The following is a 25,653-nucleotide window of genomic DNA, read 5'->3' on the forward strand; positions in this document are numbered from 1 at the left end:
AGCGCGTCAACGCTGGATCGTAAGTGGAGGATGGAGAGAAACGGCATGGCGCGGCGCGGGCGGATCGATTTCCACACCCATTTCGTCCCGGACATCTATCGCGAGACACTGGCTGCCGCCGGCATCGCCTCGGTCGGTCGCGTGCCCTTTCCGCAATGGAGCCTGGACGGGTTGTTCGAGGGGATGGAGCAGCTCGGCATCGCGCGGTCGTTGCTGTCGATTTCGGCGCCGGGCGTCGATTTCGGCGATCCGGTGCTGGCGGTCGATCTCGCGCGCCGGACCAACGATCTGCTCGTCCGACTCAAGGCCGATCATCCCGGCGCAATCGGTGGGCTTGCGACCCTGCCGCTGCCCGACGTGCCCGCCGCGATGGCGGAGCTTCGGCGGCTGGAGGGATCGGGGCTGGAGGGCCTGATCCTGCTCACCAGCAGCCAGGGGCGCTACTGGTCCGATCCGGCCTTCGCGCCGTTGCTCGAAATGCTCGACGCGAAGGGGACGCTGGTGCTGCTCCACCCCGGGGTTCCCGCGGGCGCCGAGGCGCTGAGCCTCACCTTGCCGCCGCCGATCCTGGAATTCGTGTTCGATACCACGCGTTGCGTGGCGGAGATGATCTTCACCGGCATATTCGATCGCTATCCCAATATCCGCTGGGTGCTGTCGCATCTCGGCGGAACCCTGCCCTTCGTCGCCTGGCGCCTGAGCATGATGGAGCATTCGCCGCGCCCGGCCTATGCCGAATTCAACGCGCGCGGGCGCAGCGTGCAAAGCTATCTGAAGCAGCTTTATTTCGACACCGCCGTCTCGGCGGGCCCTGCCAGCCTCGATGCCGCGCTGTCGCTGGTCGGGCCGGAGCGTCTCGTCTTTGGCAGCGACATTCCCTTCCTGCCCTTCGCCTTCGCGCAGAAGACGCTCGCCGCACTGGAGGATTATGAATGGCTGACGCCCGAGGCCCGCGACGCGATCGATTTCGGCACCGGCGGAAAGTTGCTTGAGGTTGGGGCGCTCTAGGAAATCTGCGCCAGCAGCTTGAGCACCGTGGAATAATAATCCGCCGGGCCGGCCTCCGGCCGCATCGGCGCGGCGGGGCCGAGCAGCCGCCGCACCAGCGCGTAGCCGCCGTCCGAAAGCGGATAGGGTGCAACCTCGCCGGTCTTCACGTCCACCCAGGCCGGGATCGGCTTTCCCGGTTCGGCATAGCTCCGCCAGAAGCGCGCGATGGTCTCGGCGCCCGCCCGCCGGTTGCCGAGCGCCAGGTAGAGCGGGATGCGGATGGCGTCGAAGCCGAAGCGCGGTGCTTTGTCGACCGCGGGCGCGGCGTGGCCGTCGGCGCCGATATCGGTCCAGTCGGTGGGCAGTTGCAGCGGGCCCGCGCGTGCCTCCACCAGCAGCTTTTCGCCGTCGGCGATCACCGGCGCCCAGCGATCGGCGCCGTCGGCCTTGCGGAAGGCGTCGAGCGCCGGCCAGATATAATAAGAGAGGTTGATGGTGGTGCGGCCGGCATGATCGAAACCGGTCAGGCCGGGCAGCAGCACGGTGCGCGGCCCCTGTTTGCGGACCAGATGCGCATGGATCGCGGCGCGGATCGCCTTGGCACGTTCGCCGTAGCGGGCGTCGCGCCAGCGCGCCGCCGCGCGCATCAGTGCCCAGGCGATCAATATGTCGCCGTCGGTGGCGTTGTTGGGATCGGTCACGCCCTTGCCGGGTTCGAACCGCCAGGAGAACAGCGCTTCATGGGGGCGTATCAGCGTGGTTTCCGTCCAGCCGTGAAGGCGGTCGAAACTGTCGCGATCGCCGGTGATCTCGGCGAGCAGCATGGCGTAGCCCTGGCCTTCGCTATGACTGATGCCGCCATTGCCGCTGTCGGCGATGCGGCCTTCGCCCAGCAGGTACCGGGCCTTGAACGCGTCCCAGCCGACGAGTTGCACGGGCTTTTTCGGCGCTGCGCTCGCGCATCCCGACATCATCAGCATGCTCAGGGCGAGAAACGCGCGCCGTTCAATATCCATGACGCAGTTCGACAAGGCCGGGCGTCGCGCGCGTCAGCCGTGTCGTCAGCGTGGGGCCGCTGCCGAGGCCGCGGAACCAGCTTTCATAGGCGCCCTCCAGGATATGCGGCGCCGCCTGCATCCACAGCCCGTCGTCGCCCGCGTCCAGCACGGCAGGCAGGTCGCTATGGATGATGTCGATCCCCTCGTCGTCGAGTTCCAGGCTGACGCGGCCCAGGCCCAGCGCGTCCCATAGCGCGTTCATCTGTGCGACGAGTTCGTCGACATCGTCGATCTCGGTCAGTTGCAGCATCGCGGCCAGGCGCACGCCGACGGCGTTGAAGAAACCACGCGCCTGCTCCTCGGTCGCGCCCTCGCTCACCTCGCCGATCATGGCTGCCAGCAGCGCCGGGTGGGAGCGCAGCAGCGGATAACCGGACAGGATCGCGAGTTCTTTCATGTCGGCGTCGACTTCAATACGCTTCTGAAACATCATTCGTTCCCTCCACCCAATTGCTGGCGGATACCGATCAGGCTCTTGAACTCGTTATAGTCGCCGAAGGTGTTGAGATTGAGTTCTCCGCCGATTCGGGTGCCGGGGCTGACCCGGTAATAGACGGAGCCGCCCGCCGAGATGCCGAAGCCCGTTTTGCTGATGCTGTCGAAGCGCGAACGTACATCGTCATTCTGCGCCTTCAGCGAATCGAGCTGCCCCTGCGCCGCCGGATCGGTCGGGAAAAGCAGGCTGCTGCCCTGATCGTAGCTCTGATAGCCGGTCACGATGCTCGCATCGACGTCCAGCCGCTCGCCGCGCATCGCGTAACGTAGCGGGAAGCTGACCGACAGGAAGCTCTGCGGGCTGAAATAGCCGCCATGGCCGAAGGTGAAGTAGTTCTGGTTGTTGCCGAACTGCTGGTAATTGGCGTTGACGCCCACCGTCAGGCTCGACCGCGTATCGCGGTAGATGCGCAGATAGCCGCCCACATTCACCTGGATGCCGTGATTGTCGGCGACGTTCGTGCCGTCATAGCGATAATAGGAACCATCGGCATAAACGCCGCTGCCGTCCCTGTCATAGGAGAAGGAAACGCCGCCGCCGGCCTTCATCACCGCGCCCCAGAACGCGCCGGAAACCGGATCGGTGGTGCCGGCGTACGAGATCACGCTGTCGGTGACGGGGCGGCGTTCCGCCCAGATCCGCGCGGTGGCATAGCGCGACAGCCGCGGCGTGACGGTGATGCCACCCGCGACCTGGTTCTTCTCGAAACCCAGCGGGGTGGTGCCGATATCCGCTTTCAAGATCTTGTTCTCATAACCCACGGACACCGCGACGCCGGAGGCGTGCTGGGTGTCGGCCTGGGTCAGTTGTGAGGGCTGCTGTTCGACGATGCCGATCGCCTCGGCGGTGGCGTTGCGTCCGAACCGCGCAAGGCCCGAACCGCTTGGCCGGCCCGCGTCGAGCACCACCGCGCTCGCCTTGCCGGACACGCGGCCACCCGCGAAATCGGTCGAAATCTCCGCCGTGCCGCCCAGCTCCTTGAGCTGGCTCAGGCCCACCTCGCCCGAACGCTGGCGATAACCGGTGCTGACATCGACGCGCGGCCCCGTCTCGGTGCCGAGCGCGCGCATGTCGCGATCGATCGACTGGAGCACGGGATCGGTGATCGGCGTCTGGGCCATCTGGGGCACCGGGGCCATCGGCGCGGCATAGGCCGGAGCCGCCTGCGCGTAACCGGGCATCGGCGCCGGATTGATCGGCTGAGGCGCTGCCGGATAGGCCGACATCTGCTGCGCCGGCATCGGCTGTTGCGCCGCCGCCTGCGGATTGCCGAGCGCGAAGGGGTTGACCGTCTGCTGCGCGGCCATGAACGGATTGGCCACCGCGCCCTGCGCCCGGTTGGCGAACGGATTGGCCGAGGTGAAGCCTCCGGCGGCGCGGCCGCTGGCGCCAACATAGAGTTCGCGGGCGCGCTTAAGATAGCGCATCGCCGCGCGCTCGTCGCCGCGCGCCTGTTCCATGCGCGCCGCCGCCATATAGACGTTGTAGTCGCCGGGGCTGAGCGCGATCGCACGCGCCGTCGCCTGGCGCGCATTGTCGAAATCGCCCGCCGCGCTCGCGGAATCGATCAGGCCGATCAGCGCGCCCTTGTCCTGGGGGGCCTGGTTCAGCACCATCTGGAAGGTCTGCGATGCCTGTGGGTAGAGGCCGCCCGATTGATAGAGCCGGGCCAGCGCCGAAAGCAGTTCGGGATTGCCCGGCGCGGCGTTCCATTGCGCCTGGAGCAGATCGAAGGCTTGGGCGAACTGGCCCTGCTGGCGCAACCGCTCCGATTGGGAGGCAACGAGGATGCCGTTGAGCCGGGCGACGGCGCGCTGCCCATCGGGCGTGTTTCCCGCCTGCTCGGCGACGCGATGCACGGCCGATTGGGCGAAGGCGTCCTGGCCGCTCTTGGCGAGCACGCGGACCAGCGGCTCGTAAGCGCGCGGATCGTCCGACCCTTCGGACAGCGCCTGTTGCGCGATCAGCGACGCGCCCGCGATATCGCCCAGATCGAACAGCGCATCGGCAAGCGCCCCCTTGTTCGCGATGGTCAGCCCCGGCGTCTCCGCGAGCTGGCGAAGCGCCGCCATGGCCTGGCTGCCCTGGCCCTGGCCGGCCATGGTGCGCGCGCGGGCGATCGCGGCATCGGCCTTGATGTTGATTGCCAGTCCGCGCATTTCCGCCGTGCGCGAGGCCTGCGGGATCCGATCGAGCAATGCTTCCGCATCGGATGCCCGGTCGGTCTGGCTCAGCAGCAGCGCGGCGGCATAGAGCGATTCGCCATCAGACGAGGTGCGCAGTCCGCCCGCGATCGCATCCGCATCGGCGCGGCGGCCGCGCTTCTCCAGGAAACGTGCGAACTCATAACGGATCCACGGATCCTTGGGGTCGGCCATCATGCCGCGCTGGAAAAGCTGTTCGGCGAGCACGACATTGCCTGTCGACGCCGCGTCCAGTGCCTGGGCGCGGATCGCACGGGCCTGCACCGATCCTTCGGCCTTGCCGCCGCTGCGGCCTGCTGCCTGCGCATAGAGTTGCGCGGCATCGGCATAGCGGCCCTGGCGTTCATAGATGCCGCCCAGCAGATCGTAAGCGGGCGACTTGTCGGCGAAGTCGGACTGGACAAGCCCTTCGGCGATGCGTTGCGCCTCGTCCAGGCGCCCAGCATCCGCTGCGGCCTCACCTTCGGCGATGCCCGCGAAGAAGCGGGCCGAATTGAGCGCCTCGGCCCATTTGGAGGCGTTGCCGCCGCGCGAGGCGCGCTGGAGCAGGTCGCGGGCCTCGGCGAATTGTTGCGTCCGCAGCCGCACCAGCCCAAGGCCGCCGAGTGCATCGGCGTCGTTGGCATTGCGCGACAATGCGGTCTGGAACCGGCGCGCGGCGGTGGCGAGATCGCCGGCGTCCAATGCCTGGAAACCTGCCGCGCGTGCCTCTCCGCCCCGGTCGGCGGCGGGCGCCGGTCGCTCGGTACGCGGCCGGACCGGCGCTTCGTTCGTGGTGGATGCGGCAACTGGGGTGGGGGCCTGTCGCGGGGCGGTCGGCGCGGGTGCTGGTGTGGGCTTGGGCGCCGGAGCCGGAGCCGGAGTCCGGCGCGGCGGCCCGGCCAGTGCCTGGCGCGCGGCGGCATTGCCCGGATCGATCGTGAGCACGCGGCGATAGGCCTGGTTGGCAAGATCGGTGCGCCCGCGCGATTGCCAGTAGCGCCCCTGTTCCAGCAGGGCCGCGACGCCGGGCGCCTGTGCCGCCAGCATGGCGGGTGTGGCCATCGCCATCGCCGCCGTCGAAAAGGCGAACAGCCGAACCGGGTTACGCATCACGCTTCTCCACGGCGGCCAGGCGTCTACGCTCCTGCCGCTTGAGGATCATGTAGATCGGGCCGGAGACCAGCAGCGCCACGAGCAGGCCCGAAAACGCCATCAGCATCGGGTGGCCGCTGAACCAATAGGCGATCCGCATCCACAGCGGCAGGTCGCCGACCCAATAGCTGTTGCCCACCGCGAAGCTCGACATGCCTTCGCCGTTGACGACCGACAGGTCGCCCTGCACCTGGGCGTTGATCTTCACGTCCGCCAGCCCGTCGATCATCAGCGGCAGGCTGACGGTATCGTTCGCGAGCAGCGCGATCACCGTGCGGCCGCGTTCGAAGGGCGATTGGAAGCTGACGATGCCCGCGAAATTATCGGTGCCGTAGAGCAGTTCGCCCGCCTGATCGGGTGCCCGGTCGAAGGGCGACTGGCCTTCGAACACGCGCTCCACCGCGCCGCGCTCGGCGACCCGCAGGCGGCCATTCTCGTAGCGGACCGGCGCATCGGAGAACAGGCCCCCGAGTTGCGCGAGCTGGGTGCCGCCGAGCACCAATATGTCCTTGGCCGCGAGCGCATCTGCATCGATGCCGCGCGTGACGGTCAGGCCGGTCACGGGCGCGCCGGTCGAATCCCCGAACCGCCCCATCAGTTGCAGGAACGCCTCCACCGTCGCCGGGCTCGGCTGGGCCGCCATCACCACCGCGGTCTCGGCGAGATCGGGGCGGATGGTGAAGGGATAGCCGGCATTCGCGAAGGTCGCGAGATCGGGCATGCGCAGCGCGTGATAGGCGCGGGTCAGGTCGATCGTGCTTTCAGGCAGGATGCTGGTGCGGACATTGTCGGGCAGCGTCCCCACGCACTTCTTCTTGTCGGCGATGATCAGGTTGTAATCGAAAATGAGCTGGTTCTGGCCGAACAGATTGTAGCGCGGCAGCACCACCGATGCCTTGGAGGTGTGCGAGGTCGTGTTGTTCTGGCCGGACAGGCTGTCGAGCCAGCCGTCGCCCGCCAGCGGCAGGGTGCGCAGATATTGCCCGTTGATCGACAGGTCGAGCCGCGAGGCCTTGCGATCGAGCCAGGGCGCGCCCGGATAGCGATAGGCCAGGTTGAGCGTCGCTCCCTGGCGCGGCCAGAAGAACAGATCGGGCGCGACGCGGAAGGCGGTGGTGAGCGGCCCCGGCGGCAGGCCCATGCCCTGCAGCGTATAGGCGTCGACGATCTCGCCCAGCCGCACCGGCCGGTCGGTGCGCAGCCAGCGCGGCGCGCTGTAGCGCGGATAGCTGGGGATGCGCACGCCATCGACCGAGGCCGTGGCGCCGCCGAACACGCCCTTGCGCGACGCGAGCGCGGCGGCGGCGAGCTTGAGCTCGCGATCGTCGCGGCCCATCACCAGCAGCAGTTCGCCAAAGGGATCGGCCGGATTCTTGACGACCGCCACGGTCGCGCCGGTGATATTGAGCGGAAGACCGGCGATCTGCCGGCGCGGCGTGACGAACACCACGGCATTGCCGCGCGGAAGCTGGTTGTAGAGCGGCTTGAAGCTGAAGCCGCGATAGCTCGCCATGCCGCCGAACCAGGATGCGAGGCTCGCGGCGGCTTCGAATTCGGCATTGCTGGGTGCGCCCGCGAAGACGAAGGGCAGCTTCAGCGGCGCGACGTCGTACCGGTCGAAAAAGGGCGCCGGCAACCGCGTCAGGCTGGGCGCGAGCGGCAAGGTCTGCACCTGAAGGTCGAAATAGGAGCGGACATTGCTGATGTTCGCCCAGAGCGAAGAATGGAAGGGATCCTCGCAGTCGCGCGCATAATGGCCCAGGAAGCGGATGTTGAGCTGGTTGTTGCCCGGCAGGAACATCGCTGGATTGACCGGCACCGTGATCGCCTGGCCGGCGGCCAGCGCCGGATCGAGCTGGATGGTGCGCGCCACTTCACCGTTGAGCAGGATCACGAGCTGGCTGACATCGCCGAGCAGCGATGGCGAATAGGCGAAATTGAGTGTCAGATTGGCCCCCGTCACCACCTGGTTGCCGCGCATGCCGAACGGAATGCCGATCTCGCCGCGCGTGCCCTGAAGGCGGATGGGATTGGTGACGCGCAGATCCTTGAAGGTCACGCGCTGCTGCGTGGTGCCGATCCCGGTGGCCGGCAGCACGGCCGGCACATCCTTGGGCACCGCTTGCGCGCGCGCGGCATCCGGCAGGAGCAGCAGCGCGCAGAGCAGCGCCGCGCCCGTCGCCGCGATGTCGGAAAGCCGGCGGCGCTTGCGGCGATTGGCCGGCGCCTTCGCGATGCGGATGAGCGTGGAGATATCGACGGTCAGAATGTCGCGGATCGAACGCAGGCCCGAAACACCGGTCTTCACCTTGGTACCCTCCCAGGCGTCGGCACGCCCCATCACGGCGCGGACCAGCAGCCGTTCGCGCGCGCGATCGAGCTGCTGGAAGCGCACCTGCGCAATCCCGCGCTCCATCCGCACGGTATCGACCGGAATAGTCAGCGTATCGTCGCCCATCGGCATCGAGATATCGGTGACGTTGCGGCCCTGGAGCACGAAGCCCGACGGCATCCGCGCGGCCAGCCCGCCCATCGAGATGTTGTTCGACGCGCCTTCGACGACATAGCCGTCCTCGAAATAGAGCGTGACCGGCACGTCCACGTCGATGCGGATATGCTGGCGCGTCTGGCGCCGTTCGCGCGCGACCGAGACGGCGGCGACCAGGATGATCAGGCTGAACGTCGCCCATGCGGCGTTGAGCGCCAGCGTGTCGCTCTGGATGTTGAACAGGTGCGGGAAGAACAGCCACTTCACCACGCCGAACGCGATGCCGAACACCAGCAACGCGATCGTGATCAGGTGCGGCCGCACGATCGCGAAGTCGAAATAGGTCTTGTCGAGCAGCCCGCCCTTGTCGGTGACGTTGAACTTGCCCTTGCGCGGCTGGAACAGCGTGAAGATCGTCGGCTTGACCAGGTGGAAGGCCAGCAGCGTCTCGTAGATCTCGCCCCAGAACGGACGGCGGTCGCCGCCCTGGATGCGCTCGCTCGACTGCATCGACAGGAACAGGTGCGGCAGCGCATAGGCGAAGATCAGCGATGCCGATGCGTGGATGATGTTCTGCCCCGCGATCAGATAGGAAAGCGGCGAGGTGAGGAACACGATCCGCGGCAGCGGAAACTGGAAATGCAGCATCGCGTTGAGGTAGCAAAGCCGCTGCTGCCAGTTGAGGCCGCGGCCGAGCAGCGGATTGTCGATGCGGAAGATCTGCGTCATGCCGCGCGCCCAGCGGATGCGCTGGCCGACATGGAGCACCAGCTTCTCGGTGGCGAGGCCGGCGGAAAGCCGTGTGCCGATATAGGCGGTGTTCCAGCCCATGCGCTGAAGCTTCAATGCGGTGTGCGCATCCTCGGTGACGGTCTCACCCGCGAAGCCGTTGGTCTCCTCGAGCGCGGATCGGCGGATGATCGCGCAGGATCCGCAGAAGAAGGTCGCGTTCCACAGATCGTTGCCCTTCTGCACCGCACCGTAGAACAGGTCGCCTTCGCCCGGCATGTCGCGCGCGACCGACAGGTTCCGCTGCACCGGATCGGGCGAGTAGAAATGGTGCGGTGTCTGCATCAGCGCCAGCTTGGGGTCGGTCTGGAACCAGCCGACGGTGAGCTGGAGGAAGGCACGAGTGGGCACGTGATCGCAGTCGAAGATGGCGATCAGGTCGCCATCGGTCTTCTTCATCGCGGCGTTCAGATTGCCCGCCTTGGCATGAAGATTGTCCGCGCGCGTCAGATAGCCGCAGCCGGCGGTGCGCGCGAAGGCCTGGAATTCGGGACGCCGTCCGTCGTCCAGGATGAACACGCGGAAGCGATCGGCGGGATAGTCCATGTCCATCGCCGCGAAGACGGTGTTCTGGACGATCTCCAGGCTCTCATTATAGGTCGGGATATAGACGTCGACGATCGGCCATTCTTCGGGCGCGCCTTCCACCTCGATCACCGGGCGTTCGAGCGGCCAGCTCGTCTGGAGGAAGCCGAGCACCAGGATCACCCAGGCATAGAGTTCGGCCAGATACAGGCCGCTGCCTAGCAGGAAGGCGGGGACGCTGTCGAATTCCAGCGTGTTGGTGGTCCGCCACACAATATAGCGGGTGGAGATGACCAGCGAGAGCGCGGCGATGGTGAGCGTCGCGCGGCGGCTTCGGGAGCGGCCGATCACGATCGCACCCACGATCGAGGACAGCGCGAACAGCCATTGTGAGCGCTCGTCGAGCGGCACGGTGACGACCACGATCGCGAGAGCGGCGACGCACAATCCGGAGAGGACGAGCAGCGCGGTGCGCACGGGCGGTGGCAGGGCGTCGATATCCATGGGGTCAGATCTGCAGTGAGGCGGTGCTGGCATCCTCGTCGGCGACAAGGCCGAGCCGGCGTTCGACCATGTGGGTCAGCCGGTCGAGATCGATGCGGACCACGCTGGACGGCGCGAATTTCGGGATCGGTTCGAACATCGCCAGCGCTTCGTTCACGGCTTCGTCACGGCGCACGGTGCCGAGCAGCGAATCGCCCAGCAACTCGCGGATAAAGGAGTGGCTGTGGCGCGAGAGCCGCCTGGTATCATCGAGCTGATTGAGCACGAAGGTTGTCTTTTCGAGCTGCGCGACCGGCGTGCCGGGTTCGACCAGCGGCAGCGTCGCCAGCGAACCCGCGAAGGGCAGCAGGGGGCAGATGTGCAGATCGCAATGCCTGAGCAGCCGCGTCTTGAGCGTTCGCGAACCCGAAGCGATGTCGAGCAGCGTGATGCGGTGTGGATCGAACAGGCCCGGATCGTCCTGATCGAGTACATCGAGGAAGCGCCGGTCCTCGGTGATCGCATGGCCGTTGAGCAATTCGACGCCGCCCACAACCATCGTGTCGCCGGGCGCATAGGTCATGCCCGCCACGGTCTGGCTGGGGAGCATGCCGAAATGCAGCTTCAGCGAATCCTGATAAGTGAAGTCGATCGCGGTCACCTGGTGCCCGCGTTCGGCGAGATGCATCGCGAGCTGCGCGGTGAGGAAGGTGCTGCCGACGCCGCCCTTGGGCGAATGGACCAGGATCAGCATCAGCTCTTGTCCGAAAGGCGGCCGAGGAACTGGCGCATGTTGACGACCTCGCCACGTGGCTCGGCGGCCGGCGTCGCACCCTTGCCATAACGGTTGAAAAGGCCCGTTTTCTTGGGTGGCGCCGGGCGCTCCGTCCGTTCCGTGCGGCCGGTGCGCGCGCGAATCTGCACCTCGGCTGCCGCGAGCGTCGGCGCCCGCTCCCCCATGACGCGTTCGTCGATCAACAGCGCCTCGAAGATCGGCCAGAGTTCCATGTCCGCGAACGGATCGGGGAATTCCTGATATTTGAAATCCCTGCGGTTCAGCCGTGCGAGTAGACTCTTTGCATCCTGGCGCATTGGGGAGTGCTCCAAAACTAAGGATCCCCAGAATGCGTCTCAATGGTAAATAAGATGTTAGGTCTGCGGTGGGCCGTGGAGCCAAGTGCTGAGAGACAGGCATTTTTTTGCCGTCCTGGGCTTATGGTCAGGATGCGCGGTTGATGGCGTCGCGATAGGGCTTGATCCCGACGAACAGGAACAGCGCGCCGAACAGGTCGCCGACCAGGATCACCAGCGCCAGCGACCAGCCGATCTTCTGCGGATCGCCGAACAGATAGTCGGTGGCGAGCGCGACGCTGGTCGGGCCGGCGACGCCGCTGATCAGCGTGACGACGAGCAGATAGAGCGCGGCGACCCGCGCGCGTAGCGGGCCGGGCACCATGCGCTGTAGCGCGGCGGCGCCGGCAGGGTTGCAGAAGGCGCTGAATGCGGCGCCGATCGTGATCAGCACAAGGCTGAGCACGGGCGATCCAACCAGCATCGCCGCCGGTCCGAACAGCGTCGACACGCCGATTCCGATCAGCGCCGCACGCATCGGTCCGTCGACATGGCCGCGCGCTGACAGCCAGTCGGACAACGCGCCGCCGCAATAGGCGCCCAATGTGCCGGTCAGCAGCAGGATCAGCCCCAATGTCCAGCCGATCTCGCTCGCACTGTAACCGTGCACGCGGATATAGAAGCTGGGCACCCACGATGTGACGGCGATCGCGGTCATCGCGCAAAAGCCCATGCCGACGAAATGGCAGAGGATCGCACGGCGGTTGTCGCGCATATAAGGCGCGATCGGTATGGCGGAGACGGAACGGATCAGGGCACCGCGTCCGCGCGGCTCAGGGATGGTGAGCGCCAGTAGAGCGACCAGCAGGCCGGGCAGGCCGACGATCAGGAAGACGAGCTGCCAGCTCTTCAGCGGGCCGAACCAGCTATCGACGGTATCCGATTGCGCCGCGAAGCCGATCACCGCGCCGCCGATCAACAGCGCCAGGCCCGCGCCCACCTTCACGCCGGCGCCATAGATCGCCATGGCGCGCCCGCGCATGTTCGCCGGGAACAGGTCCGCGATCAACGAATAGGCGCAGGGGCCAAGCGAGGCTTCACCGATGCCGACACCCATGCGAGCCAGGAAGAGTTGCCAGAAATTGGCGGCAAGACCGCACAATGCCGTCATGACACTCCAGATCGCGACACCCGCCGAGACGATCATGCTGCGGGACCGGCGATCCGCGATCATCGCGATCGGAATCCCGCCCACCGTGTAGACGAGCGAGAAGGCGAGCCCCTGGAGCAGGCTGATCTGCGTGTCGGACAGGCCCATGTCGCGCTTGATCGGTTCGACGAGCAGCGCCAGGATCGTGCGGTCGATAAAGGATAGCGTATAGGCGAGGAAGAGGATGGCGAGCGCCCACCAGGCGGCGGCGCTCGTCGGCCTTGCGGTCGTATCGTCGCTCATGCTGCGACCGCCGATCGCTCAGGTCCATGTTCCATGATCGTCGTCCGCCGCATGTCGCGCTTCTCGTGGAGGTCGTCGAACGGCGTGGCGCGGTGGAGTGTGCAGCGATTGTCCCAGATCACCAGGTCGCCCGCGCGCCAGCGATGCGCGTAGACGAAGCGCGGTTGCGCCGCGAAGGCGTTGAGTTCGTCGATGAGCGCGCGGCCCTCGTCCGGATTCATGCCCGCGATCTCTCCGGCATGCGCGCCGATGAACAGCGTCGGCCGCCCGTCGGGGGCGATGCGGACGATCTGCTGGAGCACCGGGGGCAGCCGGTCGCGGATCTCGGCGGGCGGCAATGGCGAGCCGACGCGCGCGCGCGAATGCCAGATCGAATGCCATGCGGACAGCGGCGCGATCCGGCGCTGGAGCGTCTCGGGGAGCGCCGTATAGACTGCACGCAGGTCGATGAATTCGGTTTCGCCGCCGCTCGCCGGCACGATGCGCGCGGACAGCAGTGACCATTTGGTCGGCAATGCATGAAACGAGCTGTCGGTGTGAAAGGCCTGATCTGCCTTGCCGAACTGGCGGCGTGGTGAATCGCGCGGCTCGATCCCGCCATCGGCGTTCAGGTTGGAAACATCGAATATACCTTCGCCCACGCGCAACACCTGCGCGGCGTTGCGGATACCCAGGCTGGGAGGAAGCTCCAGTGCGCCGAAGCGCCGGCTGAACGTGATCTGCGCATCGTCGTCGAGCCATTGGCCGCGCAGCACGAGCACGGCATGGGTAGCGACCGCCGCCTCGACCGCGGACGGCATCGCCGGATCGAACAGGTCCACGGCTGCGGCTTCGGCGGCGAACAGGGGATGCAATGCACGCGTCTGCAGGATCATGCGGCCCTCGCGCGGCGCTCGCCGCTTCCTCTCTAGATAGTTAAGTAGATTTACATATTGGCTGGGAGGCGGCAAGCCCCATTCATTCTTGCCCTGGGTTGCGAATGGTTTGGCGAAAACGATCTCCCTCCATTCGCAACAAGGCAGGCGACAATTCGATTTGGAGCGGCTAGTCAGCGCGCATGACCAGATCCGCAACCGACGTGATGCAGGACATCATCTTCGCCGCCGTCATGGATGGTATCGAGGCGCTCAAGACCGCTTCGAAGGGATTGCCCAACAATCTCGTCCGCGATCTGGGCGCGCTGCACGTCAACACCACCTTCGCGGATCTGCCCCCCGAATTGCGCTCCGCGATCGCGGCGAGCGTGCGCGCGGCGTTCACACGCCTGCAGAAGGAAGGTTATGTGGTCTCGGGCGGGAAGCCTGCCGGCGGCCCCGATCGTCCGGCGCGGTCAATGCCTGCCCATGCGCCGCGCGGCGCGGGGCCGAAGCCCAGGCGTCCGCAATCGCCGAACAACCGGTCAAGGCCGGGCGGCGGCGGCGGCCGTCCGCCGGGCAAGCCGGGTCCGGGCCGCCCCGGCAACAAATAGCCGATAGCCGTTAAAGCCAGCGCGGGCGGGCGACCGGCTACGCGCTTTGCTGTGCCTTGTCTTCCGGTTCGCGCATTGCGCGCGCATAGCCGCCGGGCGCCAGCCGCACCGTCAATCCCGCGACGAGCGCGACGCAGCCGAGGTGGAACAGCCACCCGGCCGCAAAGCCGCCGCCGCGATCGTGCAGCGCGGCGAGGATCCAGGGTGGGATCGCCGCGATCAGGAAACCGCCGCCCTGCATCAGCGCGGAAAACGCACCGGCGCGGACCGCATCCGGCAGATGATCGAGCGCGACGATCATTGACAGCGCGAAGCAGCCGCCCAGCCCGGCGCCAAGCAGGATCGCCCAGAGCGTCGGCGCGGCCTCGGGCGTCAGGATCAAGGCGGCGAAGCCGGCCGCCTGCATCGCCAGGGTCAGCCATAGCCAGGGCCTGCGGTCAGGCCGCCGGCCGGCGAGCATGGGAAGGAGCAGCGCGGCAATCGCCTGGCTCGCCGCGACGATCGCCAGCAGCCCGCCGCTGGCCGTGCCGCTCCATCCGCGCTCCTGATAGGACAGCGCCAGCCACGCCACGACCGAGGCGTAGCCGCCATTGACCAGGCCGAAACAGGCCATCAGCAGCCATGCGCGCGGCAGCCCGATCAATGCCGGCGCCGCGCGTCGCGTTGGCGACGCAGTCTCGTTACGCGGCAGGAGGCGTGCCGCCATCGCTGCGGCCAGGATCGCCGGCAGCGCCAGCGCGGCGAGCGCCAGGCGCCAATTGCCCGATGCGCGCGCGATCAGTGGCGCGGCTTGCGCGCCCAACGCGCCGCCGCCCATCAGCATCGACGAATAGAGCCCGGTCACGACGGCCACGTGGCGTGGGAAATGCTGCTTGATGATCCCGGGAAACACTGCCTGGACGATTGCCGCGCCCAGCCCGCACAGCGCCGCCGTCACGAGCAACATCCAGCCCGTGCCGGCGCCCAGCCGCAGCAGCGATCCCAAGGCGAGCATGGCGAGCGCGCCGGTGATCGCCTGGCGGGCGCCCAGTGCGTCGCGCAGGGCGGGGCCGGCAAAGGCGCAGCCGCCCATCAGCAGCATCGGTACCAGGGTGAGCAAGGCGATGCCCTGCATGCCCAGTCCGGTTTCCTCACTGATCGCCATGGCCAGCGGCCCGATCCCGGTCAGGAACGGCCGCAGGTTCAGCCCGATCATGGCCACGGCCGCGATCAGCAGGGCATTGCGCCGCATGGCTTTCAGCCCGGGTGCCGGACGTCCTGCCGCCGTCGCCATTCGCCGTACAGATCGGGGCAGGTGTCGAGCCGCGCCGACATGTGCCGGATGGTCATCGACTGTTCGGAAAAGGGCCGGGCGAGTTCGGCGCGGAGTGCCGCAGTCGACAGGCCATAAGGCTCGCCGTCCTCGTTGGAATAGGCATAGGTCACCGCACTCACACCCGCCAGCCGCATCGCCGCCATGCACATCGGGCAGGGATGGCCGCTCGCGAAGACCGCGCAGTCGCCAAGATCGGCCGTGCCGAGCGTCCGGCTGGCGGCGCGGATCGCGGCCAGCTCCGCATGTGCGGTCGGATCGTGCGAACCGATCACGTCATTGACGCCTGTCGCGACGATCTCGCCGCCGCGCACGACGACCGCACCGAAGGGGCGGCCGCCTGCCGCGACATTGGCATGGGCGAGCGCGATCGCCGCGCGCAGGAAATGGTCGTCGGTCTTCATCGCGCGCGCCGTCAGGGTTTGGCGTTCCACGCAGCCACCTTGGCGCGGGTCTCGGCGAGCATCCGGTCGAGCGCCGTGCGATCCTGAACCGAGCCGCGCAGGATCACCGCATGGATCGCGCGTGTCGCCGTGATATCCTCCAGCGGATTGCGGTCGAGCACCACCAGGTCGGCGGCCTTGCCGCGCTCGATCGAGCCGTAACGATCGAGCGTCCCGAACCAGGCGGGGCCGGCGCGTGTCGCCGCCGAGAGCGCCTGGGCGGGCGTCAGGCCGTAACGCGTGTAGAGTCCCAGTTCGTCATGCAGGCCGATGCCCGGATAGTTGAACGAATTGAGGAAGCCGGCATCTGTGCCCGCCATGATCGTGACGCCGGCCGCCTGGAGCAGCGGCAGTACCGCCGCCTCGCGTTCGATCTGGTCGTGGCGGGCCGCGATCGCGGCGGCATCGGCCTGCGCTGCGCGCTCGACGCGCCATGTATAGGTCGCGCGCAGCTTGGGGCCGATATAGGCTAGATAATCGTCGTTCCTGTGATCGTCCTGGTCGAGATAGGCGATGATCCGGCCACCGTTGAGCGTGGGGGTCACGAAGACGCCCTTCTCCACGAAGTGATGATAGGCGGCCATTGCGGTCTCCCGGTCGAAGCTCGCGCCGATCCGGCGATTCGCCTCGGCGCGGTCGATCCTGCCCGCCGCGAAATCGGCGGCGATGGCGGCCTCGTCCTTCGCGCCCGCCTTGAAGGCGTAGCCGAGATGCTCGATCGAGCTGATCCCGGCATCGACGGCCTGGCCCACGGTCAGCGCCATCGGGATATGGCCCGATGCACGCAGCCCGGCGGCGCGCACCTTGCCCAATGCATAAAGGAACAATTCGGGTTTCAGCGTGCTGTCCGTGATCTTCACGAAATCGACCTTCAGCGTCTTCAGCCGGGCGACCGCGGCGTCGATATCGGCTTCCGATCCGGTTTCGATCGTGCCCTTCCAGATCGGCTTGATCCCCTCGATCTTGGGGCCGGAGCTCAACAGGGTCGGGCCGAACAGCGCGCCCCTGGCGATCTCGTCGCGCCAGCCCAGTACCTGCAATGGCAGGTCGCCCGACGCGTCGCGGACGGTGGTGATGCCGTGCGCGACATAAAGCGGCAGCAATGCCCGGTTCTCTTCGATCAAATCGGGGCCGCCACCGAAATGGACATGCATGTCCCACAGGCCGGGGATCAGGTAGCGCGTCTTCGCATCGACCGTGCGCCGCGCGCTCCACTGCTTCGAAACCTCCGCATCGCCGCCGACAGCGACAATCTTGTCGCCCGTCGTCGCCACTGCCTGATCGGGGATCAGCCGCGCATGTTCGACATCGACGATGGTGGCGTGGCGGATCAGGATGTCGGCCCGTTCCTTCGCCGCAGCCTGCATCGGCAGAAGCGCCAGTCCGGCGAGAAGGATGGAGAAGAGGCGTTTCATGCGTCGAGTCCCGGAAATTCCATGTCCGCAGACCGGTAACTTCGCGCTTTCGTATTCGCAAATTAGATGTATGAAAAAACAATATCTATTATCTGAATGATCATGCTCGATCCGCGTCTGCTCCGTACCTTCGTGACCATCGCCGACACCGGCAGTTTCACATTGGCGGCGGAACGGTCGCACATGACGCAATCGACGGTCAGCCAGCAGCTCGGCCGGCTGGAACAGGCGGTCGGGCAGGACCTGATCGATCGCACGGCCCGGCCGGTACGGGCGACCGCGTCTGGCGAGCGTCTGCTTGGCCATGCCCGGCGAATCCTGTCGCTGCAGGCGGAGGCGGAGACATTGCTGTCCGATCAGGCGGGTACCGCCGCGATCCGGATCGGCGTGCCCGACGACATCGTCACCGCGCCGATGAGCCGGGTCTTCGCGGAGTTCGCCGGCCGGCACCGCGAAGTCCGGCTGGACGTCACCACCGGGCTCAGCCGCGATCTCGACCGGCGGTTCCGGGCCGGGGAGTTCGATATCATCGTCGTCAAGGAACCGAAGGCGAGCGTCGATTGCCGCGCTTCCTTTCCGGAGGCGATCGGCTGGTTCGAATCCGCAGACCGCGCGATCGCATGGCCCGATCCGCTGCCGCTGGTCACCTTTCCGCCGGGCGGCCTGTATCGCGACGCGATGTTCGACCGGATCGAGCGCGAACGCCGGCGCTGGTATGTCGCCTTTTCGGGAACCAGCCTCAACAGCGTCCTTGTCGCGGTGGAGGCGGGGCTGGGTCTGTCCCTCGTGCCGGCGGGTGTGGCGTCGCACTATGGCGTCCGCCCGTTCGCCGCGTTCGGGCCGGAACCGGCCATGGTCGCTTCGATCTATGCCTGGGAACGGACTGGCCCATGCGCGATGCTTGTCGAGAGCATGATCGAGGTGCTTGCCCGCCGGTTCGACGCGGCCGGGCGCTCAGCCTGACGGCGCGACAGCGGCCTTGGCCAGCAGGTGCATCAGCGCGCGAAAGCGCGCCAGTTCCTCCGGATCGGCTGGATCGTAGCGGCGATTGTCGCCGATCTGGTTGCCGTTGCAGACGTAGAACAGCGCGCCGCTTCCCACCGCGTTGACCAGATGCATCGCCGAAAGTGGCCTGAAATCGCCCGAAGCGGCGCCTTCCGCCGCCAGCTTCTCGATATCGCTCAGCAATATATTGGAGAATTGCGTCGGATCGCCGCGCCGGGGCGTGACGTCCGCGACCAGCCGCAGGATGATGCGCGCCGCGGTGGGGCGCGCCACCAGAAAGTCGAGCCAGGCGTCGAACAGCGCCAGCAGCCGGTCGAGCGGCGCCGTCGCCTGGGCGACACGCCCGAGCGCGGCGTCGTGCATCGATGCGAATATCTCGGCCTCGACCGCGTCGTAGAGTTCCTGCTTGCCCGCGAAATAATAGACGATCGACGGGCGACGGATGCCCACCGCCTGCGCCACATCCTCCAGCCGCGCGGTGGCGAAGCCGAGATCGGCGAAGACCTGTTCCGCTGCGTCCAGGATTGACTGGCGGGTTGCCTCGCCCCGGTGATGTTTGATCGGCTTCATCGCCGTTCTCCCTAAAGCATCGCGCGGAGAAGTGGGAACCGGTTTTGCGCGTGGGGCGATGCGATTCCGTCGGCCGGTGCCGGCATGCGTCAGCGCCTGAAACGGCAGGGAAGAAGACTCCATGTTTTTCATGATTGCAATTCTACCTTCATGTAGGTAAAATGTCTACCGTCGCGTAGGTAGAAGTGGAACGCCGCTGCGCGACATGGCATTCAGGGGAGGATGGATTCGATGAAAAAAGACGGACTGCTGCTGCGCGCGCTGATGGGCACCGCGATCGTCGCCACGGCCGCGCCGGCCTTGGCGCAAACCGAGTCGCAGGCTGCCCAGGCCGCCGATGACGGGTTGGGCGATATCGTCGTCACCGCGCAGAAGCGCGAGGAATCGCTGCAGGACACGCCGATCTCGATCGCCGCCTTCACCCAGGCCGATCTGGAGACCAAGGGCATTACCGGCCTCACCGATCTGCGTGCCAATGTGCCCAACCTCCAGCTCACCCCGCACCCCAACAGCGCGGCGACGACGCAGATCTTCATGCGCGGCGTTGGGCTGAGCGACGACCAGATCACCCAGGACGGCGGTGTCGCGGTCTATATGGACGGCGTCTATGTCGCGCGCAGCCAGGGCCAGGCGCTCGAGGTCGCCGAGCTGGAACGCGTCGAGGTCCTGCGCGGCCCGCAGGGCACGCTTTACGGCCGCAACGCGACGGGCGGCGCGATCAACTTCATCACCAAAAAGCCCGATCTGGGCGAATTCGGCTTCAAGGGGCAGGCGACCTACGGCAATTACGACAATCTGCGGCTGAAGGGCGCGGTCAACATCCCGATCGGCAGCACGCTCGCGGCGCGGTTGTCCTACGCCTATATCCGGCAGGACGGCTTTGTCGCCAATCCGGGCACCGGCGTGAAGCGCTGGGGCGACAAGGATCGCCGGGCGATGCGCGGCGACGTGCTGTGGCAGCCGTCCGACGATTTCAGCCTGCGCTACAGCTATGATCGTTCGGAGATCAACGACACGCCGATCTATGTGGCGTTCTCGCCGCTGCATCCCGCGACGGTGGCACGCCCCAAGGCGGGCAGCCCCTTCGTCCGGGACCTGCTGCCCAACGACGTCACCGCCGAAGGGCACAGCCTGATCGCCGAATGGCATGCGGGCGACACGCTCACCGTCCGTTCGATCACCGGCTATCGCAAGCTCGATAACTTCCAGAACCAGGATTATCTGTCGGGCGTCACCGGGCCCAATCCGCTGCAGAAGAACAGCAGCCGGGCAAAGCAGGACCAGTGGAGCGAGGAGCTGCAACTGATCGGCGACACGTTCGACCGGCAGCTCGAATATGTGCTGGGCGTCTATTATTTCTCTGAGGACGGCAGCAATTTCTCCAACAGCTACAGCCCGCCGACGCTGACGCGCAGCTTCACCACCGCGACGATCGCCAATGAAAGCTGGGCGGTGTTCGGCCAGGCGACCTACAGCCCCGAATGGCTCGATCGCCGCCTGCACCTGACCGTCGGCATGCGCCATAGCTGGGATCAGCGCGCCGCGACGCTGGCGCGCCAGACCCAGGTGAACAACGGTGCGATCACGCCCGTGCCGGGCTTTGGCAACGGAAGCCGCAAGTTCAAGGATTTCAGCCCCAGCTTCATCCTGGCCTATGATGCCGCCGACAACGTCAATCTCTATGCCAAGGCGGTGAAGGGCTATAAGTCCGGCGGCTATAATATTCGCGCCAGCTCGATCGCGCGGTTCGATCAGGGGTTCGGTTCGGAAACGCTCTGGTCCTACGAACTCGGCATGAAGAGCCAGTGGCTCGACAATCGCGTCCGTTTCAACGTCGCGGCCTTCCAGTCCAAATATCGCGACATCCAGATCAACGTGCAGTCCGATCCGACCAATATCCGGATCACCGACGTGCTCAACGCGGGCAAGGCGACAGTGAAGGGGGTCGAGGCCGATCTGACGCTGGCGCCGGTGCGCAATCTGCGCTTCACCGTCAATTATGGCTGGCTCTCGGCGCGCTATGACGAGGTGATCGACGCGACCGGTGCCGATATCTCGGCCAATTACCGCTTCACCAACGCGCCGCGCCATACGCTGGCGCTCGATCTCAATCATGATCTCAAATCGCTGCCGATCGGCACGCTTTCGACCAACATCAACTACACGATGCAGAGCGACAAATTCACCAGCTCGACCATCGCGCAGGGCAAATACATTATCGGTGACTACGGCCTGCTCAACGCGCGGTTGACCTTGGCCGACATTCCGGGGCTCGACGGTGTCCGTGTCGGCTTGTGGGGTCGCAACCTCACCGACAAGGAATATTACATCATGCAGTTCAACATCGGCCGCCCTGGTGCGCTGTTCGGCGAACCGCGCACCTATGGCGTCGATCTGAGCGTTTCCTTCTGATGCGTGGTGGGCCGATGAGCCGCCTGGCCTTGTCGCTTGGCCTGGCGGCGCTCGCGCTGCCTCTGGCCGGGGCGGGAGCGAAGGATGCCCATCCCGGTACGCTCCCGATCGCGCGTACGGCGAAACCGTTCGGCGGCGGCGCGCGTGAATTCCGCTTCGTCGTGATCGGCGATCGCACCGGCCAGCACCGGCCCGGCGTATTCGAGGATGCCATAGCGAAGGTCGAGCAGCTTCGCCCCGATTTCGTCATCAATATCGGCGATTTGATCGAGGGCAATACGGAGGATCGCGCGCGGATCGAGGGGGAGTGGGACGAGATCGAGAGCGCGGTTTCCAGGCTCGGCGTCCCTTTCTTCTACGTGCCGGGCAATCATGACCTGACCAATCAGGTGCAGCGCGAGATCTGGCGCAAGCGGCTGGGCGCGGACTATTACAGCTTCACCTATAAGGACGCGCTGTTCGTCGTGCTCAATACCGAGGATCCGCCGCAGCCCAAGATCGCGCGCACGCAATTGCTCCAGCACTATGGCGCCAACGCGATGAAGACCGTCTTCGCCGCGTTGCAGGGCGACCCCGCAAAGGCGGAGGCGATCTTCGCTAGCGATCCGAAACTGGCCGAGCTCGCCGCCAAGGTTCGCGGATCGGAGAATGTCGCCTTCAGTGCCGATCAGGTGAAGATGGTGCGTGATGCGCTGGCGAAGCACCGCAGGGCGCGCTGGACCTTCGTGCTGATGCATCGTCCGGCATGGAAGGTCGATTCCGCCGCCTTTCGAGAGATTGAGGCGATGCTGAAGGGGCGCCCGTACACGGTGCTGGCGGGCCATTATCACAAATATGCCCATGAGCAGCGTGCCGGCGTCGACTACGTCCAGCTCGGCACCACGGGTGGGATACCGGGCGGCGCAACCGACGATCCGTCGGTGGTCGATCATGTGATGTGGGTGGCGATGGCCGACGGTGCGCCGCGCATCACCAATCTGAAGCTCGAAGGCATGTTCGGGAAGCAGGGGCCAGGCGCGGCGCGCTGACGACGGCGAAGCGCCGATGATCAAGATATGGAGATGATGTTCCGATGAGTTTGACCAGTTTATCGCCCGCGCTCGGCGCGCCCGCCACCGGCGTGATCGTGACCGGGGGGGCATCCGGCATCGGCCTGGCGTCCGCGTATGCGCTCGCCGCTGTCGGCCGTCCGGTCGCGCTCTGGGATATCGATGGTGATCGCGCCCGGGCGAGTGCCGCCGCGATCGCCGACGCATTCGGCGTGTCCGCGCTGGGCGTGGCGATCGATCTCACCGATCTCGACGCCTATCCGGCCGCGATCACCGCGAGCCGAGGGGCGATGGGTACGATCGGCGGGCTCGTCCATGCCGCCGGCATCGTCGATACCGCGTCGCTCGAAGGGGTCACGGCGGAAAGCTGGGCGGCGGGGATCAACACGCATCTGCGCCCGCTGGCGCTGCTGACGCAGCAGATCCATGGCGATCTTGCCGCCAATCCGGGATCGGCGATCGTGGCGATCACCTCGATCAACGCGACGCTCGGCAACGGCATCAACCCGATCTACAGCGCAGCCAAGGGCGGCATGCTGTCGTTGGTCCGCTCGCTCGCCGACCGGTTGGCGCGCGACGGCATCCGGATCAATTCGGTGTCGCCGGGCCAGATCGTCACGCCGATGACACGCCCCGCGATCGACAATCTGCCGCAGGGTTTCTTCGAAAAGCGCATCCTGCTCGAACGGATCGGCGTGCCGGAGGAAGTGGGCCGCGTCGTCCGGTTCCTGTTGTCGGACGAAGCGAGCTATGTCACCGCGGCCGAACTCGTCGTCGATGGCGGCAATATCTCATCGCAGCGGGTATAGGAAAAGCGATGAAGCGCCTCAGCCTTGTCCTTGCGCTCGCACTCGCGCCGGCGCTCCATGGATGTGCCACGGTTAAGCCGCGTGGCGATGCGGTTGCCGTCCGGTCCGGCGCCATCCCTTTCGAACAGGCAGAGGTGACGCGGGGCGCGGGCGATCATGCCATTCGCTGGTCCGCCCCCGGGGCATCGAGCGTCACCATCTATGCTGGCGCCAGCCCCGATACGATCGACCGGACGCGCGCCGTCGCGACGGGCGGGGCGGCGGGTAGCGCGACCGTCACCGGTCTGGCGCCGGACCGGCGCTGGTTCTTCGCGCTGGTCCCTGATCGCGGCGCGCCGCTCGTCATCGCCGATCGCGGCCTGCATCTCGCGACCGTTCCCAATCTGCGCGATCTCGGAGGCTATCGCACCGTCGATGGCCGCTGGGTGCGGATGGGGCTGATCTATCGTTCGGACCAGCTCGATCGTCTCGACGATCGCGATTTCGCATCGCTGTCGGCGCTCGGCCTGGGCACGATCGCCGATCTGCGCACCGCAACCGAACGCAAGCGCGAGCCCGATCGCGTGCCCGCCGGGGTCGAGCATCTGATCCTTGACGTCGCGGCGGACAGCGAGGGCAGCCTGGGCGGCGACATGCGCCAGGCGATGGCGATGATCCAGGGCGGACGCGGCGTCGAGATGCTGACGGCGGCCAATCGCGATTTCGTCGCGCTGCCGAGCGCGCGCAGCGCCTATCGGATCTTGCTGACGCGCATGGCGTCGGCGGGCGGGCGCGGGCTGCTTTATCACTGCACCGCCGGCAAGGACCGGACGGGCTGGGCGAGCGCGGTGCTGCTGAGCCTGCTCGGCGTGCCGCGCGAGACGGTGATGGCCGATTATCTGGCGAGCAACGCCTATCTCGAGGGCAAGAACCGCGCGACGCTTGCCGCGCTCGCCAAGTCGTCGACGCCGCTCGATCCGGCGAAGCTCGAACCGGTGCTGACCGTGCGTGCCGCCTTTATCGAGGCGGCCTTTGCCGAGGTCGACAAGCGTTATGGCTCGATGGAGGCCTATATTCGCGATGGCCTGGGTATCGACGATGCCATGGTTGCCGCGCTCAAGGATGCTTTGCTGGTCTGATACCGGGTCTCGACAGCCTGACTCGCCGAGACCCGGTATTCAGCCCGCGCGGCGCTTGAGCGAACCGATCGAGGATGCGTCAGCATCTTCGAGATCGCATATAAGCCGGCTCATGTCGGCAGTGGCGACCGCTGGCCGACGATGTTCAGGCCATAGCCGGCAAGCGCCACCGGCGATTGCGTGCCGGTGGTGAGCAGCACCATATCCTGCACGCCCAGTTCGGCCAGGATCTGCGCGCCGACGCCATAGTCGCGCAGCGTTTCGGTTTCGCCCGCGTCGCCGCTGTCGTCCGCGTCATCGCGCGCCAGCGCCTTGACCGCGCGGGAGAGCAGGTCGGGCATCTGGCGGTTGATGACGACGATCACGCCGACGCCTTCGGCACCGATGATCTCCATCGATCCGCGCAGCAACCCGGCGCGTGCGCCGGTGCCGCCGAACATATCGGTGCCGAATTCCATGGCGTGCATGCGCACCAATGTCGGGCGATCGGGGGCGATCATGCCCTTGACGAGCGCGAGCTGTTCGGACCGCGTCGCGTTGTTGCGATAGGTGATCAGGCGCCAGCGCCCGCCCCATTGGCTGTCGAACTCGGTCTCCGCGACCTTCTCGACGAGATGGTCGTGCTGGCGGCGATAGGCGATGAGATCGCGGATGGTGCCGATCTTGAGGCCATGTTCCTGGGCGAAGGCGATCAGGTCGTCCATGCGGGCCATGGTGCCGTCGTCCTTCATGATCTCGCAGATCACGCCGGAGGGGTTGAGGCCGGCAAGGCGCGAGACGTCCACCGCCGCCTCGGTATGGCCGGCGCGCACCAGCACGCCACCCTCGCGCGCGACCAGCGGGAAGACATGGCCGGGGGTCACGATCTCCTCGGGTCCCTTGGACGCATCGATCGCCACCGCCACGGTGCGCGCGCGGTCGGCCGCCGAGATGCCCGTGGTCACGCCCTCGCGCGCTTCGATCGAGACGGTGAAGGCGGTCTCGTGTCGGGTGCCGTTGTTGCGGCTCATCAGGTCCAGGCCGAGCTGGTCCACCCGCCGCTTCGACAGCGCCAGGCAGATCAGCCCGCGCCCGTGCTTCGCCATGAAGTTGATCGCCGACGGCGTCGCCATCTGCGCCGGGATGATCAGGTCCCCTTCATTCTCCCGATCCTCGTCATCCACAAGGATGAACATCCGGCCGTTCCGCGCCTCGTCGATGATCTCCTCGACGCTGGAAAGATGAGAACGGGTCATCAGCATGGTCACGGGCCTCCTGACGACAGGCGGTAGCCCGGCGCGGTGCGGTTTAAATCCTCCGTTCGGACTAGGGTCAGGACCCATTGATGTGAGCGTCGCGATCTGATTCAGGCTCCGCAAGGA

Annotated in this window: 20 protein-coding genes; 7 read left to right on the forward strand and 13 right to left on the reverse strand. The window is 66.6% G+C overall.

Annotation, left to right across the window (positions count from 1 at the left end):
- Nucleotides 1-45 precede the first annotated feature (45 nt).
- Nucleotides 46-1,008: an amidohydrolase family protein gene (locus tag ACODTA_RS17630; RefSeq protein WP_489067285.1), complete on the forward strand. Its 963-nt coding sequence runs from the start codon at nt 46-48 to the stop codon at nt 1,006-1,008.
- On the opposite strand, the gene ACODTA_RS17635 is transcribed toward ACODTA_RS17630, so the two are convergent.
- The 8 genes from ACODTA_RS17635 to ACODTA_RS17670 all read right to left on the reverse strand — a co-directional run bounded on the left by ACODTA_RS17635 (nt 1,005) and on the right by ACODTA_RS17670 (nt 13,566).
- Nucleotides 1,005-1,964, reverse strand: a complete 960-nt coding sequence (locus ACODTA_RS17635; RefSeq protein WP_489067286.1) for a family 8 glycosyl hydrolase — start codon at nt 1,962-1,964, stop codon at nt 1,005-1,007. The genes ACODTA_RS17630 and ACODTA_RS17635 overlap by 4 nt on opposite strands.
- A 31-nt stretch (nt 1,965-1,995) precedes the next feature.
- Nucleotides 1,996-2,445 carry a cellulose biosynthesis protein BcsD gene (gene bcsD / locus ACODTA_RS17640; protein ID WP_489067287.1) on the reverse strand — a complete coding sequence of 150 codons (450 nt, stop codon included), beginning with the start codon at nt 2,443-2,445 and terminating at the stop codon, nt 1,996-1,998.
- A 32-nt stretch (nt 2,446-2,477) separates the two neighbouring features.
- Nucleotides 2,478-5,840 (reverse strand): cellulose synthase subunit BcsC-related outer membrane protein, encoded by a 3,363-nt coding sequence (locus ACODTA_RS17645; protein WP_489067288.1) that lies wholly within the window; start codon nt 5,838-5,840, stop codon nt 2,478-2,480.
- Complete coding sequence (gene bcsA / locus ACODTA_RS17650) at nt 5,833-10,188, reverse strand: UDP-forming cellulose synthase catalytic subunit (protein ID WP_489067289.1); 4,356 nt, start codon at nt 10,186-10,188, stop codon at nt 5,833-5,835. The genes ACODTA_RS17645 and bcsA overlap by 8 nt, the downstream gene beginning before the upstream one ends.
- Nucleotides 10,189-10,192: 4 nt before the next feature.
- Nucleotides 10,193-10,921: a cellulose synthase operon protein YhjQ/BcsQ gene (locus ACODTA_RS17655; protein WP_489067290.1), complete on the reverse strand. Its 729-nt coding sequence runs from the start codon at nt 10,919-10,921 to the stop codon at nt 10,193-10,195.
- Nucleotides 10,921-11,259 carry a hypothetical protein gene (locus tag ACODTA_RS17660; protein ID WP_489067291.1) on the reverse strand — a complete coding sequence of 113 codons (339 nt, stop codon included), beginning with the start codon at nt 11,257-11,259 and terminating at the stop codon, nt 10,921-10,923. Before ACODTA_RS17660 ends, ACODTA_RS17655 begins: the two co-directional genes overlap by 1 nt.
- 127 nt (nt 11,260-11,386) lie before the next feature.
- Nucleotides 11,387-12,691: an MFS transporter gene (locus tag ACODTA_RS17665; protein WP_489067292.1), complete on the reverse strand. Its 1,305-nt coding sequence runs from the start codon at nt 12,689-12,691 to the stop codon at nt 11,387-11,389.
- The gene (locus tag ACODTA_RS17670; protein WP_489067293.1) at nt 12,688-13,566 is read right to left on the reverse strand and encodes a TauD/TfdA dioxygenase family protein; all 879 of its coding nucleotides are present in this window, start codon (nt 13,564-13,566) and stop codon (nt 12,688-12,690) included. The genes ACODTA_RS17665 and ACODTA_RS17670 overlap by 4 nt, the downstream gene beginning before the upstream one ends.
- Before the next feature lie 182 nt (nt 13,567-13,748).
- Here ACODTA_RS17670 and ACODTA_RS17675 point away from each other — a divergent pair, with 182 nt between their 5' ends.
- Complete coding sequence (locus ACODTA_RS17675) at nt 13,749-14,159, forward strand: hypothetical protein (protein WP_489067294.1); 411 nt, start codon at nt 13,749-13,751, stop codon at nt 14,157-14,159.
- A gap of 37 nt (nt 14,160-14,196) precedes the next feature.
- Here the strand turns inward: ACODTA_RS17675 and ACODTA_RS17680 are convergent, their stop codons facing one another.
- Genes ACODTA_RS17680 through ACODTA_RS17690 form a run of 3 tightly spaced genes read right to left on the reverse strand, consistent with a single transcriptional unit; the run spans nt 14,197 to nt 17,329 of the window.
- On the reverse strand, nt 14,197-15,390 hold the full coding sequence (locus tag ACODTA_RS17680) for a cyanate transporter (RefSeq protein ID WP_489067295.1): 1,194 nt from the start codon (nt 15,388-15,390) through the stop codon (nt 14,197-14,199).
- Between the two features lie 5 nt (nt 15,391-15,395).
- Nucleotides 15,396-15,905 carry a nucleoside deaminase gene (locus ACODTA_RS17685; RefSeq protein ID WP_489067296.1) on the reverse strand — a complete coding sequence of 170 codons (510 nt, stop codon included), beginning with the start codon at nt 15,903-15,905 and terminating at the stop codon, nt 15,396-15,398.
- Nucleotides 15,887-17,329 (reverse strand): amidohydrolase family protein, encoded by a 1,443-nt coding sequence (locus tag ACODTA_RS17690; protein ID WP_489067297.1) that lies wholly within the window; start codon nt 17,327-17,329, stop codon nt 15,887-15,889. The genes ACODTA_RS17685 and ACODTA_RS17690 overlap by 19 nt, the downstream gene beginning before the upstream one ends.
- 102 nt (nt 17,330-17,431) lie before the next feature.
- Here ACODTA_RS17690 and ACODTA_RS17695 point away from each other — a divergent pair, with 102 nt between their 5' ends.
- A complete protein-coding gene (locus ACODTA_RS17695; RefSeq protein WP_489067298.1) occupies nt 17,432-18,292 on the forward strand; it encodes a LysR family transcriptional regulator in 861 nt (286 codons plus the stop codon).
- Here the strand turns inward: ACODTA_RS17695 and ACODTA_RS17700 are convergent.
- Complete coding sequence (locus ACODTA_RS17700; RefSeq protein ID WP_489067299.1) at nt 18,284-18,904, reverse strand: TetR/AcrR family transcriptional regulator; 621 nt, start codon at nt 18,902-18,904, stop codon at nt 18,284-18,286. The genes ACODTA_RS17695 and ACODTA_RS17700 overlap by 9 nt on opposite strands.
- Before the next feature lie 231 nt (nt 18,905-19,135).
- On the opposite strand from ACODTA_RS17700, the gene ACODTA_RS17705 reads away from it, so the two are divergent.
- Genes ACODTA_RS17705 through ACODTA_RS17720 form a run of 4 tightly spaced genes read left to right on the forward strand, consistent with a single transcriptional unit; the run spans nt 19,136 to nt 24,292 of the window.
- Nucleotides 19,136-21,316: a TonB-dependent receptor gene (locus ACODTA_RS17705; RefSeq protein WP_489067300.1), complete on the forward strand. Its 2,181-nt coding sequence runs from the start codon at nt 19,136-19,138 to the stop codon at nt 21,314-21,316.
- 14 nt (nt 21,317-21,330) lie between these two features.
- Entirely contained in the window at nt 21,331-22,344 is a 1,014-nt protein-coding gene (locus tag ACODTA_RS17710) for a metallophosphoesterase family protein (RefSeq protein WP_489067301.1), read from the forward strand.
- A gap of 44 nt (nt 22,345-22,388) precedes the next feature.
- The gene (locus ACODTA_RS17715; protein WP_489067302.1) at nt 22,389-23,174 is read left to right on the forward strand and encodes an SDR family NAD(P)-dependent oxidoreductase; all 786 of its coding nucleotides are present in this window, start codon (nt 22,389-22,391) and stop codon (nt 23,172-23,174) included.
- Between the two features lie 8 nt (nt 23,175-23,182).
- Nucleotides 23,183-24,292, forward strand: a complete 1,110-nt coding sequence (locus tag ACODTA_RS17720) for a tyrosine-protein phosphatase (protein ID WP_489067303.1) — start codon at nt 23,183-23,185, stop codon at nt 24,290-24,292.
- 110 nt (nt 24,293-24,402) lie between these two features.
- Here ACODTA_RS17720 and ribB read toward each other — a convergent pair whose 3' ends face one another.
- Nucleotides 24,403-25,527 carry a 3,4-dihydroxy-2-butanone-4-phosphate synthase gene (gene ribB, locus ACODTA_RS17725; RefSeq protein WP_489067304.1) on the reverse strand — a complete coding sequence of 375 codons (1,125 nt, stop codon included), beginning with the start codon at nt 25,525-25,527 and terminating at the stop codon, nt 24,403-24,405.
- Nucleotides 25,528-25,653 lie beyond the last annotated feature (126 nt).

This window comes from Sphingomonas sp. FG14 (assembly GCF_057809675.1).

Coding starts and splice junctions, on each gene's coding strand:
- ACODTA_RS17630 (WP_489067285.1), top strand. CDS start 46: ATGGCGCGGCGCGGGCGGATCGATTTCCACACCCATTTCGTCCCGGAC.
- ACODTA_RS17635 (WP_489067286.1), bottom strand. CDS start 1,964: ATGATGTCGGGATGCGCGAGCGCAGCGCCGAAAAAGCCCGTGCAACTC.
- bcsD (WP_489067287.1), bottom strand. CDS start 2,445: ATGAAAGAACTCGCGATCCTGTCCGGTTATCCGCTGCTGCGCTCCCAC.
- ACODTA_RS17645 (WP_489067288.1), bottom strand. CDS start 5,840: ATGCGTAACCCGGTTCGGCTGTTCGCCTTTTCGACGGCGGCGATGGCG.
- bcsA (WP_489067289.1), bottom strand. CDS start 10,188: ATGGATATCGACGCCCTGCCACCGCCCGTGCGCACCGCGCTGCTCGTC.
- ACODTA_RS17655 (WP_489067290.1), bottom strand. CDS start 10,921: ATGCTGATCCTGGTCCATTCGCCCAAGGGCGGCGTCGGCAGCACCTTC.
- ACODTA_RS17660 (WP_489067291.1), bottom strand. CDS start 11,259: ATGCGCCAGGATGCAAAGAGTCTACTCGCACGGCTGAACCGCAGGGAT.
- ACODTA_RS17665 (WP_489067292.1), bottom strand. CDS start 12,691: ATGAGCGACGATACGACCGCAAGGCCGACGAGCGCCGCCGCCTGGTGG.
- ACODTA_RS17670 (WP_489067293.1), bottom strand. CDS start 13,566: ATGATCCTGCAGACGCGTGCATTGCATCCCCTGTTCGCCGCCGAAGCC.
- ACODTA_RS17675 (WP_489067294.1), top strand. CDS start 13,749: ATGACCAGATCCGCAACCGACGTGATGCAGGACATCATCTTCGCCGCC.
- ACODTA_RS17680 (WP_489067295.1), bottom strand. CDS start 15,390: ATGCGGCGCAATGCCCTGCTGATCGCGGCCGTGGCCATGATCGGGCTG.
- ACODTA_RS17690 (WP_489067297.1), bottom strand. CDS start 17,329: ATGAAACGCCTCTTCTCCATCCTTCTCGCCGGACTGGCGCTTCTGCCG.
- ACODTA_RS17695 (WP_489067298.1), top strand. CDS start 17,432: ATGCTCGATCCGCGTCTGCTCCGTACCTTCGTGACCATCGCCGACACC.
- ACODTA_RS17700 (WP_489067299.1), bottom strand. CDS start 18,904: ATGAAGCCGATCAAACATCACCGGGGCGAGGCAACCCGCCAGTCAATC.
- ACODTA_RS17705 (WP_489067300.1), top strand. CDS start 19,136: ATGAAAAAAGACGGACTGCTGCTGCGCGCGCTGATGGGCACCGCGATC.
- ACODTA_RS17710 (WP_489067301.1), top strand. CDS start 21,331: ATGAGCCGCCTGGCCTTGTCGCTTGGCCTGGCGGCGCTCGCGCTGCCT.
- ACODTA_RS17715 (WP_489067302.1), top strand. CDS start 22,389: ATGAGTTTGACCAGTTTATCGCCCGCGCTCGGCGCGCCCGCCACCGGC.
- ACODTA_RS17720 (WP_489067303.1), top strand. CDS start 23,183: ATGAAGCGCCTCAGCCTTGTCCTTGCGCTCGCACTCGCGCCGGCGCTC.
- ribB (WP_489067304.1), bottom strand. CDS start 25,527: ATGACCCGTTCTCATCTTTCCAGCGTCGAGGAGATCATCGACGAGGCG.